At 40.5% G+C, this 14,197-nt stretch carries 16 protein-coding genes; 9 read left to right on the top strand and 7 right to left on the bottom strand.

Features of this window, described 5'->3' with window-relative positions; genetic code table 11:
* Positions 1 to 119 precede the first annotated feature (119 nt).
* The 7 genes from E6C50_RS07035 to E6C50_RS07005 are packed head-to-tail and all read left to right on the top strand — an operon-like array spanning position 120 to position 4,415.
* Positions 120 to 851 (top strand): class I SAM-dependent methyltransferase, encoded by a 732-nt coding sequence (locus E6C50_RS07035; RefSeq protein WP_136402496.1) that lies wholly within the window; start codon positions 120 to 122, stop codon positions 849 to 851.
* A 4-nt stretch (positions 852 to 855) separates the two neighbouring features.
* The gene (locus tag E6C50_RS07030) at positions 856 to 1,557 is read left to right on the top strand and encodes a ZIP family metal transporter (RefSeq protein ID WP_136402918.1); all 702 of its coding nucleotides are present in this window, start codon (positions 856 to 858) and stop codon (positions 1,555 to 1,557) included.
* Positions 1,558 to 1,596: 39 nt separating this feature from the next.
* Positions 1,597 to 2,421 carry an N-acetylmuramic acid 6-phosphate etherase gene (gene murQ / locus E6C50_RS07025; protein WP_136402495.1) on the top strand — a complete coding sequence of 275 codons (825 nt, stop codon included), beginning with the start codon at positions 1,597 to 1,599 and terminating at the stop codon, positions 2,419 to 2,421.
* A gap of 2 nt (positions 2,422 to 2,423) precedes the next feature.
* Positions 2,424 to 2,642, top strand: coding sequence for a DUF6095 family protein (locus tag E6C50_RS07020; protein WP_136402494.1), 219 nt, complete (start codon positions 2,424 to 2,426; stop codon positions 2,640 to 2,642).
* A gap of 7 nt (positions 2,643 to 2,649) precedes the next feature.
* Positions 2,650 to 3,225 carry a DUF1572 family protein gene (locus E6C50_RS07015; RefSeq protein WP_136402493.1) on the top strand — a complete coding sequence of 192 codons (576 nt, stop codon included), beginning with the start codon at positions 2,650 to 2,652 and terminating at the stop codon, positions 3,223 to 3,225.
* A complete protein-coding gene (locus tag E6C50_RS07010) occupies positions 3,222 to 3,593 on the top strand; it encodes a DNA topoisomerase IV (RefSeq protein ID WP_136402492.1) in 372 nt (123 codons plus the stop codon). Before E6C50_RS07015 ends, E6C50_RS07010 begins: the two co-directional genes overlap by 4 nt.
* A gap of 51 nt (positions 3,594 to 3,644) precedes the next feature.
* Entirely contained in the window at positions 3,645 to 4,415 is a 771-nt protein-coding gene (locus E6C50_RS07005; protein WP_136402491.1) for a TerC family protein, read from the top strand.
* Between the two features lie 97 nt (positions 4,416 to 4,512).
* Here E6C50_RS07005 and E6C50_RS07000 read toward each other — a convergent pair whose 3' ends face one another.
* From E6C50_RS07000 to ychF, 6 genes are all read right to left on the bottom strand, one after another.
* Positions 4,513 to 7,167: a DNA gyrase/topoisomerase IV subunit A gene (locus E6C50_RS07000; RefSeq protein WP_136402490.1), complete on the bottom strand. Its 2,655-nt coding sequence runs from the start codon at positions 7,165 to 7,167 to the stop codon at positions 4,513 to 4,515.
* 37 nt (positions 7,168 to 7,204) lie between these two features.
* The gene (locus tag E6C50_RS06995) at positions 7,205 to 9,061 is read right to left on the bottom strand and encodes a DNA topoisomerase IV subunit B (RefSeq protein ID WP_136402489.1); all 1,857 of its coding nucleotides are present in this window, start codon (positions 9,059 to 9,061) and stop codon (positions 7,205 to 7,207) included.
* Positions 9,062 to 9,168: 107 nt separating this feature from the next.
* Positions 9,169 to 9,474 (bottom strand): hypothetical protein, encoded by a 306-nt coding sequence (locus E6C50_RS06990; protein WP_136402488.1) that lies wholly within the window; start codon positions 9,472 to 9,474, stop codon positions 9,169 to 9,171.
* Positions 9,474 to 10,166, bottom strand: coding sequence for a TIGR02117 family protein (locus tag E6C50_RS06985; RefSeq protein ID WP_136402487.1), 693 nt, complete (start codon positions 10,164 to 10,166; stop codon positions 9,474 to 9,476). The genes E6C50_RS06990 and E6C50_RS06985 overlap by 1 nt, the downstream gene beginning before the upstream one ends.
* Positions 10,167 to 10,217: 51 nt before the next feature.
* Positions 10,218 to 10,745, bottom strand: coding sequence for an NADPH-dependent FMN reductase (locus tag E6C50_RS06980; RefSeq protein ID WP_136402486.1), 528 nt, complete (start codon positions 10,743 to 10,745; stop codon positions 10,218 to 10,220).
* Between the two features lie 111 nt (positions 10,746 to 10,856).
* Positions 10,857 to 11,951 carry a redox-regulated ATPase YchF gene (gene ychF, locus E6C50_RS06975; RefSeq protein WP_136402485.1) on the bottom strand — a complete coding sequence of 365 codons (1,095 nt, stop codon included), beginning with the start codon at positions 11,949 to 11,951 and terminating at the stop codon, positions 10,857 to 10,859.
* A gap of 180 nt (positions 11,952 to 12,131) precedes the next feature.
* Between ychF and E6C50_RS06970 the strand changes: the two genes are divergently transcribed.
* On the top strand, positions 12,132 to 12,674 hold the full coding sequence (locus E6C50_RS06970) for a hypothetical protein (RefSeq protein WP_136402484.1): 543 nt from the start codon (positions 12,132 to 12,134) through the stop codon (positions 12,672 to 12,674).
* A gap of 51 nt (positions 12,675 to 12,725) precedes the next feature.
* Here E6C50_RS06970 and E6C50_RS06965 read toward each other — a convergent pair whose 3' ends face one another.
* A complete protein-coding gene (locus E6C50_RS06965) occupies positions 12,726 to 13,076 on the bottom strand; it encodes a 4Fe-4S dicluster domain-containing protein (RefSeq protein ID WP_136402483.1) in 351 nt (116 codons plus the stop codon).
* Between the two features lie 60 nt (positions 13,077 to 13,136).
* Here E6C50_RS06965 and E6C50_RS06960 point away from each other — a divergent pair, with 60 nt between their 5' ends.
* Entirely contained in the window at positions 13,137 to 14,195 is a 1,059-nt protein-coding gene (locus E6C50_RS06960; protein WP_136402482.1) for an acyl-CoA reductase, read from the top strand.
* Positions 14,196 to 14,197: the final 2 nt, after the last annotated feature.

Genomic DNA, 14,197 nt, shown 5'->3' with positions numbered 1-14,197 from the left:
TCCGCAAAAATACACTAAATTTGTTGGCTTAAGTATAAGTTAACTTACTTTCGTTTATCCAACCCGAATAAATAGTATTTTTAATCGGGTTTAAATTAAATATTTTGAAATTAAAAGAAATGCAAAAAGATACTACCACCTGGTATGCTTCCTGGTTTGATACACCTTATTATCATATTCTATATAAAGATCGTGATTATACCGAAGCCCAGTTGTTTATGGATAATTTAACCCATTACCTAAACCTGCCGGACAATGCTAAAATTCTGGATCTGGCCTGCGGTAAAGGGCGCCATTCCGTTTATCTGAACCAGTTGGGCTATGATGTAACCGGCGCCGATTTATCGGAAAACAGTATAAAAACGGCTTCCGAACACGCGAATACTACTCTTCACTTTGAAGTACACGATATGCGGATTCCCTTTGATCAAAAATTTGACGCCATTTTTAATCTTTTTACCAGCTTTGGTTATTTTGAAAATGACGAGGATAATCTGACGACCTTAAACGCAATTAAGGAGAGTTTAACGGACTATGGTTTTGCCGTGATTGACTTTATGAATGTAACCCATGTGATCGACAATCTGGTTCCGGAAGAAGTGAAAAGTGTAGACGGTATTGATTTCCACATCAAACGTTATGTAAAAGATAATCATATTTTTAAAGAAATTGATTTTGACGATAACGGGGAACATTTCCACTTTACGGAAAAAGTAAAAGCACTGACACTACAGGATTTTGAAACCATGATGGAAGAAGCCGGTATCTTTTTACTGGATGTCTTTGGCGATTATAAACTCCGTAAATTCTTAAAAAACGATTCTGAACGACTGATAATGATCTTTAAATAGTATGATGCCTTATCTTATTCCCCTGCTTTCGGTAATCCTCGGTTATGGAGCGGCTACGTTCTTTAGCCCGAAAAACAAAAAGAACCTGAAGCTGCTTCTGGCTTTCAGCGGATCGTTTCTGTTGGCACTAACCGTATCGCATTTATTGCCGGAGGTTTATTTGGCCGATGCGGGTCATAATCACGACGGACACGATCATGCGCATAGCCCCGTTGGCTTGTTTATCATGGTCGGAATCGTATTTCAGATCATTTTGGAATATTTTTCCAAAGGTGCCGAACACGGTCATGTTCACGGTCACGAAACCATGCACCATATTCCCTGGTCGTTATTTATCAGTTTGTGTTTGCATGCCTTACTCGAAGGACTACCGGTTAGTCATCATCACGATATGGCCTGGGGAATCGCCATCCACCACTTTCCGATTGCCATTATTCTGACGACCTTTTTTATCAATTCGCACTTAAATCGTAAGGCTATTTTTGTCTTTATGATGGTATTTGCCTGTATGACACCATTAGGGACTTTATTGTCCGAACAACTCCCTTTTATAAATAACTATTATACCGAAATTTCAGCTATTGTAATCGGTATCTTATTTCATATTTCCTCTACCATCATTTTTGAAAGTAGCGAAGGCCATAAATTTAACCTGGCGAAGCTTACCGCTATCGTTTTAGGTATCATTCTGGCTTATTTTATGTAACTTTACGCTTATTCACAGTATCTAAAAATCAGGTTACCGATGTCATTTACACGTACCACCGAACAAGCTTCAAAATACGAACATCTGGAAAAGATGTCGGTTTCGGAACTGTTAACGAATATCAATAACGAGGACAAAACCGTACCGTTAGCGGTCGAAAAGGCACTGCCGCAAATTGAAGCTCTGGTTACAGAAATCGTCTCCAAAATGAAAATGGGCGGCCGATTGTTTTATATTGGTGCCGGTACGTCCGGAAGACTTGGTATTGTGGATGCCTCAGAATGTCCGCCTACATTTGGCGTACCGTTCGATCTGGTAATCGGTTTGATTGCCGGTGGCGATACGGCCATCCGCAAAGCAGTCGAATTTGCCGAAGACGACCGCGAACAGGCCTGGAAAGATCTTTCGGAATGGAATATCAATCCAAATGATGTGGTCGTGGGCATTGCCGCATCGGGTACGACTCCTTATGTAATTGGAGGCCTCGAAAAATGTAATGCCAACGGTATCGCAACCGGATGCATCACCTGTAATCAGGGAAGTCCGCTGGCCGAAACCGCTCGTTTACCCATAGAAGTGGTCGTAGGTCCGGAATTTGTAACGGGTAGTTCCCGTATGAAAGCCGGAACGGCGCAAAAACTGGTTCTAAATATGCTTTCTACCGCTACCATGATACAATTAGGGAAAGTAAAAGGCAATAAAATGGTCGACATGCAACTGAGTAATCACAAACTCGTAGACCGTGGTATCCGTATGATCATGAGTGAAATTGATGTCCCGTATGAAGTGGCACAACAATTACTCGAAACACATCAAAACGTACGGAAAGCCATCGAAAGCTATCACAATACTAATACAAAATAATCATGGCCAACAAAAAAGTATTAAACAGAGGAATTCGCTATCTGGCAATGGCACTTCCCTTGTTATTTATAGGTCCTGTCATCATCCACAGTTCGTTTAAAAACCAAAACAATCCAATGTTTTATCCGGTTTTAGGTTTTGGAATCGTAGTATGTCTTACGGCAATGTGGTTTATGTTTTTAGGATTACGAACCGTAACAAATAGTATTTTCGACAAATAGCATCCCTATGGAAGTCAATCAGCAGTACCTCGAAAGCGTACAGAAGCAATTTCTGTACTATAAAACCATTGCCGATAAAGCAATGGCGCAACTCGAACCGGAACAATTGTCCGTTGCACTAAACGACAATACCAATTCGATTGCCACGATTGTAAAGCACCTTTCCGGCAATATGCTTTCAAGGTGGACCGATTTCCTGACGACCGACGGCGAAAAAGAAGGACGCAACCGCGATTCCGAATTCGAAGAAACGATAATAGACAAAGAAACACTGTTGGAAATCTGGGAAAAAGGATGGAATTGTCTTTTCGAAGCTTTAAAAAGTCTTACACCCGATCAGCTTTCGAATGTTATTTATATCCGAAATGAAGGCCATACGGTAGTCGAAGCCATTAATCGTCAATTGGCCCATTATCCGTATCATATTGGTCAAATTGTGTTCTACGCAAAACTACTCAAAAAAGGAGAATGGAACAGTTTGTCTATTCCTAAAAACAAATCCAACGACTATAACGCTGATAAATTTTCAAAAGATAAAACCATCCGGAATTATACCGATGATGAATTAAAACGATTACAATGAAAAAAATTGCTTTAGCCTTATTACCATTCGTATTGACTTCCTGCTATAACCAGGAACGCAACTGTAACGATTATAAAACCGGAAAATTCGAATTCACACAGGAAATCAACGGAAAACCAATGAAGTCCGTTTTTGAACGCACCGAAAATCAACAAATCGAAACCTTCAATGGTAAAACCGATACGGCTTCGATCCGCTGGATTAACAATTGTGAATTTGTATTGCAAAAAATACATCCAAAAAATATGCAGGACAAAAAAGCGATCAGCATGAAGATCCTGACAACCAATGCAAAAGGCTATACTTTTGAATATTCATTTGTGGGTGACACAAAAAAACAGAAAGGAACTGTAACAAAAATCGATTAGTTTACGTTTAATAGCTGAATTTAAACCAAAAACAATAAATCAAAACTACAAATGGAAGTATTCTTAAACCCTGATGCATGGGTAGCCCTGTTAACCTTAACGTTTCTTGAAATCGTATTGGGGATCGACAACATTATCTTTATCTCTATCGTTACCGGCAAGCTACCGGAAGAAAAACGTAAAAAAGCAACCCGAATCGGTTTGTTTCTGGCCATGTTTATGCGTATCGGTTTATTATTTGGTATTACATTGCTGATCGCCATGAAAGAACCTTTGTTTAGTGTGGATTGGGGATGGTTCCAGGGACATTTTACCGGACAGGCTTTAATCTTATTTCTGGGAGGTATGTTCCTGATTTATAAGAGTACGAAAGAAATCCATGAAAAAGTAGATCATAAAGGTGAAGAAGAACATAATGTAAAAAGTGCGGCTGCCAAATCCTTTGGTAGTGTTATCGTTCAAATCCTTTTAATTGACCTGATTTTCTCAGTAGACAGTATTTTAACGGCTGTCGGAATGACCAACGGTATTACCGGAGCTTTAACGATTATGATCGCTGCTGTAGTCATATCCGTAGGTGTTATGATGTTGTTTGCCGTTCCGGTAGGTAATTTTGTAAATGCCAATCCGTCGATACAAATATTAGGTTTGGCGTTCTTAATCCTGATCGGATTTATGCTTATGACGGAGAGTATGCACTTGTCTGAAGCGACATTAGCCGGACAACATATCGGTGCCGTTCCAAAAGGTTATCTCTATTTTGCCATAGCGTTCTCTCTGGCCGTGGAGTTTATCAATATGAAAATCCGAAAAAGAAAATAATAAAAAAGTCCTCAATTGAGGACTTTTTTATTGTTGTATTTTATCACACACACCTTACAGGTTTCCAAAACCTGTAAGGTGTTGCTAAGTATTTATATTAATCCAGACTTAGCGTAATCTGTCCGTCGTCGTCCAGTTGTACATTTCCTTCTTCAAGCAAAACATTCTCTTCTTCTTTCACTTCGATTTCCTCCGGAATTTCTTCAACCGGTGGTTCGTAAGGTAAGGATTCCAGCAAGTTTACCTGCTTTAGCTTGTCGGTCGTTAATTGATTTCCTAAAGCTTTGATTCCCTTTACGGCAATAAATTGTTCCAGATCGATGGTTTGACTCTCTTTTTGTACGCCTTTTACTTTTGCAAACACGATTTCGGCCACGGGTCGGTAATCCGTTGAAACGATTTCCAATTGCGAATTCGGATGTTCGGAAATAAAAACCTCCTCCTTATTCTCGTTTTCAATCAGGAACCGTTTTACGTAATACCGTTCTTTCTCTCCATCAAAATAAATCGCGGAAATCGGTTTTTTAGGGATCCATTTTTCCAGCACGACCATGTCTTCTTCAAAATGGGTTGTCAACTCCGGTATAATGGTTTTTAATTTTCCGGACTGATTAATGATCAACAATCTGTCGTTTGGTCGGAATTCGCCCAGTAATTCCCCTCTTCCATCTACATTCAAACGTTGTACAGTATCGTCAAACCAGATACGACGCGGTTTTAAGGTTGAAATTCCTTTTTCTTTTAACTCGATCTTCTTAATCGGATATTTGGTAACGGTATTTCCTTTACTCGCCCGTCCTTTAATCGCTAACGTAGCAAAATCAAGGTCGAATTTCAGTTTTTTCACACTTCCAACCTGACGCAATAATACGGTCACTACTTCGGCTTCTCCATTCGGGTTATGCGAAAAATAGAGCACCTGCGAACCTTTGGCGCCATTGGTCAGATCGTATAATTTGTCGCGGGTTACGCCCGAAACATTAAAGCGTTTTATATAAGACGGCCCTGATTTTCCGTCACGGTAAATCATATTGTATATCGTCCGTTTGTCGTTTTTATCAAAAACGGAAATATGGATAATATCTTTCCCAACGAATTTTTTATCGTCGACTTTGGTAATCATCATATTTCCATCACGAAGGAAAACGATCACGTCATCAATATCGGAGCAATCGCCAACATACTCGTCTTTTTTAAGCCCGGTACCCAAAAATCCTTCTTCGCGGTTCACGTATAATTTGGTGTTTCGCAAGACTACTTTGGTCGCTTCGATCGTATCGAAACTACGCAGTTCCGTCTGACGCTCTCTTCCTTTTCCGTATTTTTCTTTTAAGCGGGTAAAATAAGCAATCGCAAAATCGATCAGGTGTGCCAAATCGTGTTTAACCTGTGCGATTTCACCTTCTAATGCGTCGATTTTTTCCTGTGCTTTTTCAATATCGAATTTCGAAATACGCTTGATTCGAATCTCCGTCAAACGAACAATGTCTTCTTCGGTAACCGCTCGTTTCAGATGGGTTACGTGTGGTGCCAATCCTTTATCAATTGCTTTGATCACCCCTTCCCAGGTTTCTTCTTCCTCGATAAGGCGGTAAATTCTGTTTTCGATAAAGATGCGTTCCAACGACGCAAAATGCCATTGTTCTTCGAGTTCTTCCAACTGAATTTCCAATTCTCTTTTCAGTAAATCGACCGTGCGTGCCGTAGAAACGCGTAGCATATCAGACACTCCGGTGAACAACGGTTTGTTATCCTGGATCACACACCCTAACGGTGCCAGTGAGGTTTCACAACCGGTAAACGCATATAAAGCGTCAATCATTTTATCCGGCGATACGCCTGGCGGAAGATGGATCAGAATTTCCACTTCGGCAGCGGTATTGTCCTCGATTTTTTTGATTTTGATTTTCCCCTTATCGTTGGCTTTTAGAATACTATCGATTAACGTAGTTGTATTGGTCGAAAACGGAATCTGTGTAATCACAAGCGTTTGCTTGTCCAGTTGCGCTATTTTTGCGCGAACGCGTACCCGTCCGCCACGCATACCGTCGTTATAGCCCGAAATATCGGCGATACCGGCCGTCGGAAAATCCGGATACAGGGTAAACGGTTTTCCTTTTAATATTTTTATAGACGCATCGATCAGTTCGTTAAAGTTGTGAGGTAATACTTTGGTCGAAAGTCCAACAGCAATCCCTTCTCCTCCCTGCGCCAACAATAACGGAAATTTAACCGGAAGGTTGATCGGTTCGTTCCGTCTTCCGTCGTACGACAGTTGCCAGTGGGTTATTTTAGGTGAATAGAGTACTTCCAACGCAAATTTACTCAATCGCGCCTCGATATAACGGGAAGCCGCTGCGCCGTCGCCGGTAAGGATATTCCCCCAGTTTCCCTGCGTGTCTATGAGTAGGTCTTTCTGACCGATTTGCACCATGGCATCACCAATACTCGCGTCACCGTGCGGATGGTATTGCATCGTATGTCCAACCACATTGGCTACTTTGTTATACCGCCCGTCGTCCAGTTCTTTCATCGAGTGCATGATACGACGCTGCACGGGCTTAAATCCGTCTTCAATGGCCGGAACCGCACGCTCCAGAATTACATACGATGCATAATCCAGAAACCAGTCTTTATACATTCCGGTTACCTTGGTAATCGTATCATTACTGTCTGCCGACTCCTGATTTTCGTAAAAATGTTCGCCCTGAAACTGACCTTCTTCTATAGGATCTAAATTTTCTTCGTCCATTTATTTTCTTTTCAGCAATTGAAATTTGAAATTCACTTTATTTATCTGCTACTACATCCAATTCCACTTTCAGGTTTTTGATGATAAACTCCTGACGGTCGGGTGTATTTTTTCCCATATAGAATTCGAGTAAACGCTCGATCGAGGTTGCTTTATCCAACATTACCGGATCCAGACGAATGTCTTCTCCGATAAAATATTTAAACTCGTCCGGCGAAATCTCTCCTAATCCTTTGAATCGGGTTATTTCGGGTTTTGGTTTTAGTTTTTCTATGGCTGCTACCCGTTCCTCCTCGCTGTAACAATAGATCGTCTCTTTTTTGTTTCGCACCCGGAATAACGGCGTTTGCAATATGTATAAATGCCCTTCTTTGATCAGTTCCGGGAAAAATTGCAAAAAGAATGTGATTAATAATAAACGGATGTGCATTCCGTCGACATCGGCATCGGTTGCGATTACAATATTGTTGTAACGCAGATCGCCCATATCTTCCTCAATGTTTAAAGCAGCCTGCAACAGGTTAAACTCTTCGTTTTCGTATACGATCTTTTTCGTCATACCGTAGGAGTTTAACGGTTTTCCCCGTAAACTGAACACGGCCTGCGTATTGACATCTCTGGATTTGGTGATCGACCCGGAAGCCGAGTCTCCCTCGGTGATAAACAGTGTGCTTTCGAGGTAACGCGGGTTTTTGATATCGGTTAAATGCACCCGACAATCGCGTAGCTTCCGGTTGTGTAAACTCGCTTTTTTAGCTCTTTCTTTGGCCAGTTTCCGGATACCGGACAGTTCTTTCCGTTCGCGTTCGGCCTGTAAAATTTTGCGGAGTAACGCATCGGCAATTTCCGGATTTTTATGTAGGAAATTATCGAGTTTGGTTTTTACAAAATCGTTTACATAGGTTCGTACCGTCGGCATATCCGGTCCCATATCAGTCGATCCCAGTTTGGTTTTGGTCTGCGATTCGAAAACCGGTTCCTCTACTTTTACCGAAATCGCCGAAACAATGGATTTCCGAACATCGGATGCCTCAAAGTTTTTATTGTAAAATTCTTTTATCGTGCGGACAATCGCTTCCCGGAAAGCCCCTAAATGGGTTCCTCCCTGCGTGGTATTTTGTCCGTTTACGAATGAATAGTATTCTTCTGAATATTGTGTTTTGCTATGGGTTATGGCGACTTCGATATCCTCTCCTTTGAGATGGATAATCGGATAGATCATGTCTTCTTCGGAGATGTTTTCCTCCAACAAATCTTTTAATCCGTTATCGGAATAAAACTTTTCGCCATTGTATACGATCGTAAGTCCGGTATTCAGATAGCAATAGTTTTTAAGCATTTTTACAATATACTCGTTACGGTATTTGTAATGCTTAAAAATGGTTTCGTCGGCTACAAAGCTAACTTTGGTTCCTTTACGTTTTGTTGTTTCCACAACCTCTTCTTCCAATGTCAGGTTACCGGCCGAGAATTCGGCGGCCTTTTGCTGGTTGTCCCGAACGGATTCCACACGGAAATAGGTCGACAAGGCATTAACCGCCTTGGTTCCCACCCCGTTTAATCCGACCGATTTTTTAAATGCTTTGGAGTCGTACTTTCCTCCTGTATTCATTTTGGAAACCACATCGATCACTTTTCCCAACGGGATTCCACGTCCGTAATCGCGAACGGTCACCATTTTGTCTTTTACCGTGACTTCAATGGTTTTTCCGGCGCCCATTACAAACTCGTCGATACAGTTATCCAGGACTTCTTTCAGAAGGATGTAAATACCGTCGTCCGGCGAAGATCCGTCTCCAAGTTTCCCGATATACATTCCGGGACGCATACGGATATGTTCTTTCCAATCGAGTGAACGTATGTTGTCTTCGGTGTACTGATTTTGCTCTAGCATAAAGAAATTTCGGATTTTCTGCTAATATAACATTTCTACCGAAAAAATGAAAGTACGCCCGGATAAAGTTATCAAACGATTTCGGTAACTTTTTGATTATCTGATGATCAAAATAATTGAAGTTTATATACCGTTAGTGACAGTATAAAAATGGCGATGCAAAATAAAATCGGTAGTAATGCCAGAATAATCCATAACGCCTTTGGTTGTAATTCGGTTGCCGAAATCATTTCCCGAGTAGTTGACACCGAGGCAAAAACCGAGACAAACAATAAGGCCGCCGCGAGATATTTCATCACCGTAAAAACTACTTTTAACTGCGGATCGTACTGGAAGTCTTTTCCGATAAAATAGGCCAAAAAACTGGCAAAAAAAAGTAAAAGCAGGTAGAGTGTATTTTTCTTTAATTTCATTATTTTTCTTTTTCGTAATGGTAAAAAATTCCTTTGTCGTAAACCGTCCATAAACAAGCTTTCTGCTGTCCGGCTTTTAACGCGTTATTCGCCCAGGTATTACAGGTATAAAACAGATTATAAGCACCTTTTGCTTCGTAAAAAGCATCGTTTTTACCATAACTATACCCTGTTATCCATTGTAATTTCCCGTCGGAATTTCGCTTAAAACTTTGAACTATATAAGCGGTTAATTGTTGGTATTCCGCTTGTGTAAGCAGCAATTTACGACAATCGTTTCCTTCCTTTATTTTTCTGTAAAAAGTAGTATGCATCGCCGACGATCCGAGTCCGGAAACCGCCTTAAAAGCCGTACTTGCTTTTAAATCCGACCATTCGGGCGTATCGAGATAAAAACTTTTATCACCCCATCCAAAGGCGATATAATTCGCGATACTGTCTTGCGATCGGGTATGCTCAAAACGAATTTCCCGTGTCCAGTCGACAATGGCATTTTTAGCCGGAACAACAATGTCCGTATGCACGCCATTCGTTATGATATACACCGGAATTTCGGCTTGATCGTGTTGTAAATCCGAATTAACCGGAATGCGCGATAACAGTAGTACCGCGACCACATACACGATTACAAAAGCAATGATTCCAAGCAGGAATCGGAATACAATTCGAAGACTTTTTTTAACGATTTTCATAGGGTTCGCAATTACGTTTTAAAAACCTCTTCAAATTACAGGCCGCTTTTATCAGAATGCGAATTCCTTTACAACATCTTTTATCTGGTTATCATATAAAATGTTGGATATCTGCTCCTTATCTACATCGAAATTTTCATAAAAACTCGGCAATGAGAACGTTGCTATGATATTGGCACCGTATCGCGGCAGGCTGTTTTTTGCAATTTCCAAAACACTGGCACCACCTCTTCCGCCGGGTGATGTTGCCATCAATAATAAAGGTTTGCCCTGAAAAACATCTTTGTGTTTCCGCGAACACCAGTCGAAAATATTTTTAAAAGCAACCGAATAATTCCCATTATTTTCAGCCAAAGAAACCACCAGAATCTGAGCACTTCCTATTTTTTCCAAAAAATCCACAGCCTGCTTTGGGTGTCCGATTTCCTTTTCCAGATCAACACTGAAAACCGGTAAGGCATAATCGTTTAAATCCAAAACTTCGATATCGGCATTTTCGAATAAATGCGCGACATAGGTTGCTAATTTCTTATTAATGGAGCTATGGCTGTTACTCCCGCCGAAAGCAATTATTTTCATAGGTTCACGTTTTTTATATAAGAGCTAAAAGTAACAATAATGTCAGAAGCCCACAAAAAAAGGTGCTATAAAAACAGCACCTTTATATTATAGTAGTATCGAAATAAAAACTTATACGTTAAAACGGAAGTGCATTACATCCCCATCTTTTACGATATACTCTTTTCCTTCAACACGTAGTTTTCCCGCTTCTTTTACTTTGGCTTCCGATCCGAAATTCACATAATCGTCATACGCGATTACTTCGGCACGGATAAATCCTTTTTCGAAATCCGTATGGATTACACCGGCTGCTTTTGGCGCCGTGTCTCCAATATTGATCGTCCACGCACGTACTTCTTTTACACCCGCCGTAAAATACGTCTGTTGGTTTAGTAATTTATAGGCCGCACGAATTAACACAGACGATCCCGGTTCTTTTAAGCCTAAATCTTCCAGGAACATTTTACGCTCTTCATACGTCTCCAACTCGGTAATATCGGCTTCGGTTCCAACCGCCAAAACGATTACCTCAGCGTTTTCATCTTTTACCAGTTCGCGAACCTGATCCACATAGGCATTTCCGGTTGCCGCAGCACCTTCGTCAACATTACAGACATACAATACCGGTTTGGCCGTGATCAATTGGAAACCTTCCATCAAAACCTCTTCGTCATTTGTTTGCGGTACTACGGTACGCGCTGATTTCGCCGCCAATAAGGCTTCACGGATGCGGTTTAGCAATCCTTCTTCCACCTGTGCTTCTTTATTTCCTGTTTTAGCCGCCTTTTTTACTTTTTCAAGTCTTTTTTCAACGGTTTCAAGATCTTTTAACTGTAATTCGATATCGATTGTTTCTTTATCGCGGATCGGATTTACACTTCCGTCTACGTGCACAATGTTATCATTATCAAAACAACGCAATACGTGAATAATCGCATTACACTCGCGAATATTTCCTAAGAACTGGTTCCCCAACCCTTCCCCTTTACTCGCTCCTTTTACCAGACCGGCGATATCCACGATATCCACAGTAGCCGGTTGTACGCGCTCCGGTTGTACCAGTTCTTCCAGCTTTTCCAATCGCGGATCCGGTACGTTTACCACTCCGATATTAGGTTCGATCGTACAAAACGGAAAGTTAGCACTTTGCGCTTTGGCATTTGACAAACAATTGAACAAGGTTGATTTTCCTACATTTGGTAATCCTACAATTCCGGCTTTCATAATGTGCGTTTTAAAAAGTCTGCAAATATATTGATTATTACCTAAAAATCAACCTATTTCCTTTTGAACATTTGATCATCTAATTTTTAGATTTTTATAAAAATTTTAATACAATTTGTTTAATTTTTAGGTCGCAATAGCTTATATTTGTTAAATAGTAACCTTAAAATAAAAAATAATATGAAAAAATCGATTTTAAGTTTGATATTACTAGCATTCTCAGCGTGCCTATACGCTCAGAATACCAACGTGCAATCGGAAGTAAAAACAACAGTTCGTACTGTTAAAGATTCCGACGGAGAGCGCAAAATTGTAAAAACGGAAGAGCTGGATAAAGTTCAGGACGTTGAACTAAAAGATGCCAATTCCAAATCGTTAAACAAAGAAATGAAACTGGGACCAACTCAGGTGATGTCCAAAGTTCAGGTTACTGTAGACGGAGTAACCCGTTATGTAGATGTAGACCGTTCGGCATATTATACTTATAACGGTCAGCGTTATCAGGTAATGCTGGATAAAGTAGGTTATGTTATCATGAATCCCGATACTAAAAAACAATTGGGTATTCTTCGCGAAACATCTCTGACCAACCACTATATCATGAAAGCTAAAAATAAAATTTCAACAGGATATTTTGACGGAAACGGAAACCTGATCATGGAAACCTACGATCCGAAAACAGACACTATGATTATTGAAAAAGCCGAAATCATTCGGAATTAATACTCTCAAAAAAAAGCAAAACCCTCTGAACATTCAGAGGGTTTTGTATTTTTATTCGTTGTGTAAAAACGACTGTCGTTGTAAAAGTACTTCTTCGCTTTCCACGTGGTTATCGTCCGGAACACAACAATCAACCGGACAAACCGCTGCACATTGTGGTTCTTCGTGAAACCCTTTACATTCAGTACATTTTCCGGGAACGATATAATAAATATCATCCGAAATAGGCGTTTGTGCCGCTTCCGCATCTATTTCCGTTCCGTCCGGAAGTACAATTTTACCGGTTAGTTTTGTACCATCTTTATAGCGCCAATCGTCGGCTCCTTCATAGATCGCAGTATTCGGGCACTCCGGTTCGCAAGCCCCGCAATTGATACATTCGTCTGTTATAATGATTGCCATAGCTAATTTTATTATTTTTGCACAAAATTACAATCAAAACCATTCATAAACAAATCAGACATGAGACAAAGCGATAAAAAAGCAAGTTTTATTGAATTAGGCACCTTTTTAAGCCAATTCACCGCAAACGGCAACACGCCCAACCCGGCGGTAAAACACAATGATCGTTTTTATGACGCTTTTATCGACTTGATCAATCTGTCGCAATCCCATAACGGATGGTTTACACCCGAACAGGTTTATTTTGCAGTACAATCCTGGGCCGAAGCCCTGACCGAAGCCAATATAAACCAATGGTTATCCCGTTATGATTTTCCGGAGAACCAACCCAAAACTGTAGGATTAATTCTGGCCGGAAATATCCCGTTGGTTGGCTTTCACGATTTTTTATCGGTGGTACTATCCGGTCATAAAGTAGTGGTAAAAATGTCATCCAACGATCAGAAATTATTACCGTTTCTGGCGCAATACCTGATTGCCGTTAATCCGGAACTGGAATCCTATATCACGTTTACCGAAGGCAAACTGGAAAATTTTGATGCTGTAATCGCTACCGGAAGCAATAATACCGCACGCTATTTTGAATATTATTTTAAAGACAAACCGAATATCATCCGTAAAAACAGAAATTCCGTAGCCGTACTAGACGGGAACGAAACCAAAGAAGACCTGATCAACCTTGGTGAAGATATTTTCCGCTATTTTGGTTTGGGATGTCGTAACGTCTCAAAACTTTTTTTACCCAAAGGATATGATTTTAAATTGTTTTTTGAAGCCATGTTCGAATACGGCGACATCATCCACTACGAAAAATACGCGAATAACTACGATTATAACAAAGCGGTATTTTTGATGAGTCGGTTTGAATTGCTCGATAACGAGTTTATGACACTAAAGGAAGATAGCAGCTACGCCTCGCCTATTTCATCTGTTTTTTATGAATATTACGATTCGGCCGAAAACCTGAAATCCCGATTGGAAGCCGACAAAGATCAGTTGCAATGTATCGTTTCGAACGGTATCATTTCCGACAGTATTTCTTTCGGCCAGACCCAGAAACCAAAGCTTTGGGACTATGCAGATAACGTAGATACAATCGATTTTCTGATAAAGATCTAACT

Origin of the sequence: Flavobacterium supellecticarium (assembly GCF_004801375.1) — a bacterium.
Lineage (GTDB): Bacteria > Bacteroidota > Bacteroidia > Flavobacteriales > Flavobacteriaceae > Flavobacterium > Flavobacterium supellecticarium.
This window is presented reverse-complemented; position numbering and strand designations above follow the sequence as displayed.

Coding starts and splice junctions, on each gene's coding strand:
- E6C50_RS07035 (WP_136402496.1), top strand. CDS start 120: ATGCAAAAAGATACTACCACCTGGTATGCTTCCTGGTTTGATACACCT.
- E6C50_RS07030 (WP_136402918.1), top strand. CDS start 856: ATGCCTTATCTTATTCCCCTGCTTTCGGTAATCCTCGGTTATGGAGCG.
- murQ (WP_136402495.1), top strand. CDS start 1,597: ATGTCATTTACACGTACCACCGAACAAGCTTCAAAATACGAACATCTG.
- E6C50_RS07020 (WP_136402494.1), top strand. CDS start 2,424: ATGGCCAACAAAAAAGTATTAAACAGAGGAATTCGCTATCTGGCAATG.
- E6C50_RS07015 (WP_136402493.1), top strand. CDS start 2,650: ATGGAAGTCAATCAGCAGTACCTCGAAAGCGTACAGAAGCAATTTCTG.
- E6C50_RS07010 (WP_136402492.1), top strand. CDS start 3,222: ATGAAAAAAATTGCTTTAGCCTTATTACCATTCGTATTGACTTCCTGC.
- E6C50_RS07005 (WP_136402491.1), top strand. CDS start 3,645: ATGGAAGTATTCTTAAACCCTGATGCATGGGTAGCCCTGTTAACCTTA.
- E6C50_RS07000 (WP_136402490.1), bottom strand. CDS start 7,167: ATGGACGAAGAAAATTTAGATCCTATAGAAGAAGGTCAGTTTCAGGGC.
- E6C50_RS06995 (WP_136402489.1), bottom strand. CDS start 9,061: ATGCTAGAGCAAAATCAGTACACCGAAGACAACATACGTTCACTCGAT.
- E6C50_RS06990 (WP_136402488.1), bottom strand. CDS start 9,474: ATGAAATTAAAGAAAAATACACTCTACCTGCTTTTACTTTTTTTTGCC.
- E6C50_RS06985 (WP_136402487.1), bottom strand. CDS start 10,166: ATGAAAATCGTTAAAAAAAGTCTTCGAATTGTATTCCGATTCCTGCTT.
- E6C50_RS06980 (WP_136402486.1), bottom strand. CDS start 10,745: ATGAAAATAATTGCTTTCGGCGGGAGTAACAGCCATAGCTCCATTAAT.
- ychF (WP_136402485.1), bottom strand. CDS start 11,951: ATGAAAGCCGGAATTGTAGGATTACCAAATGTAGGAAAATCAACCTTG.
- E6C50_RS06970 (WP_136402484.1), top strand. CDS start 12,132: ATGAAAAAATCGATTTTAAGTTTGATATTACTAGCATTCTCAGCGTGC.
- E6C50_RS06965 (WP_136402483.1), bottom strand. CDS start 13,076: ATGGCAATCATTATAACAGACGAATGTATCAATTGCGGGGCTTGCGAA.
- E6C50_RS06960 (WP_136402482.1), top strand. CDS start 13,137: ATGAGACAAAGCGATAAAAAAGCAAGTTTTATTGAATTAGGCACCTTT.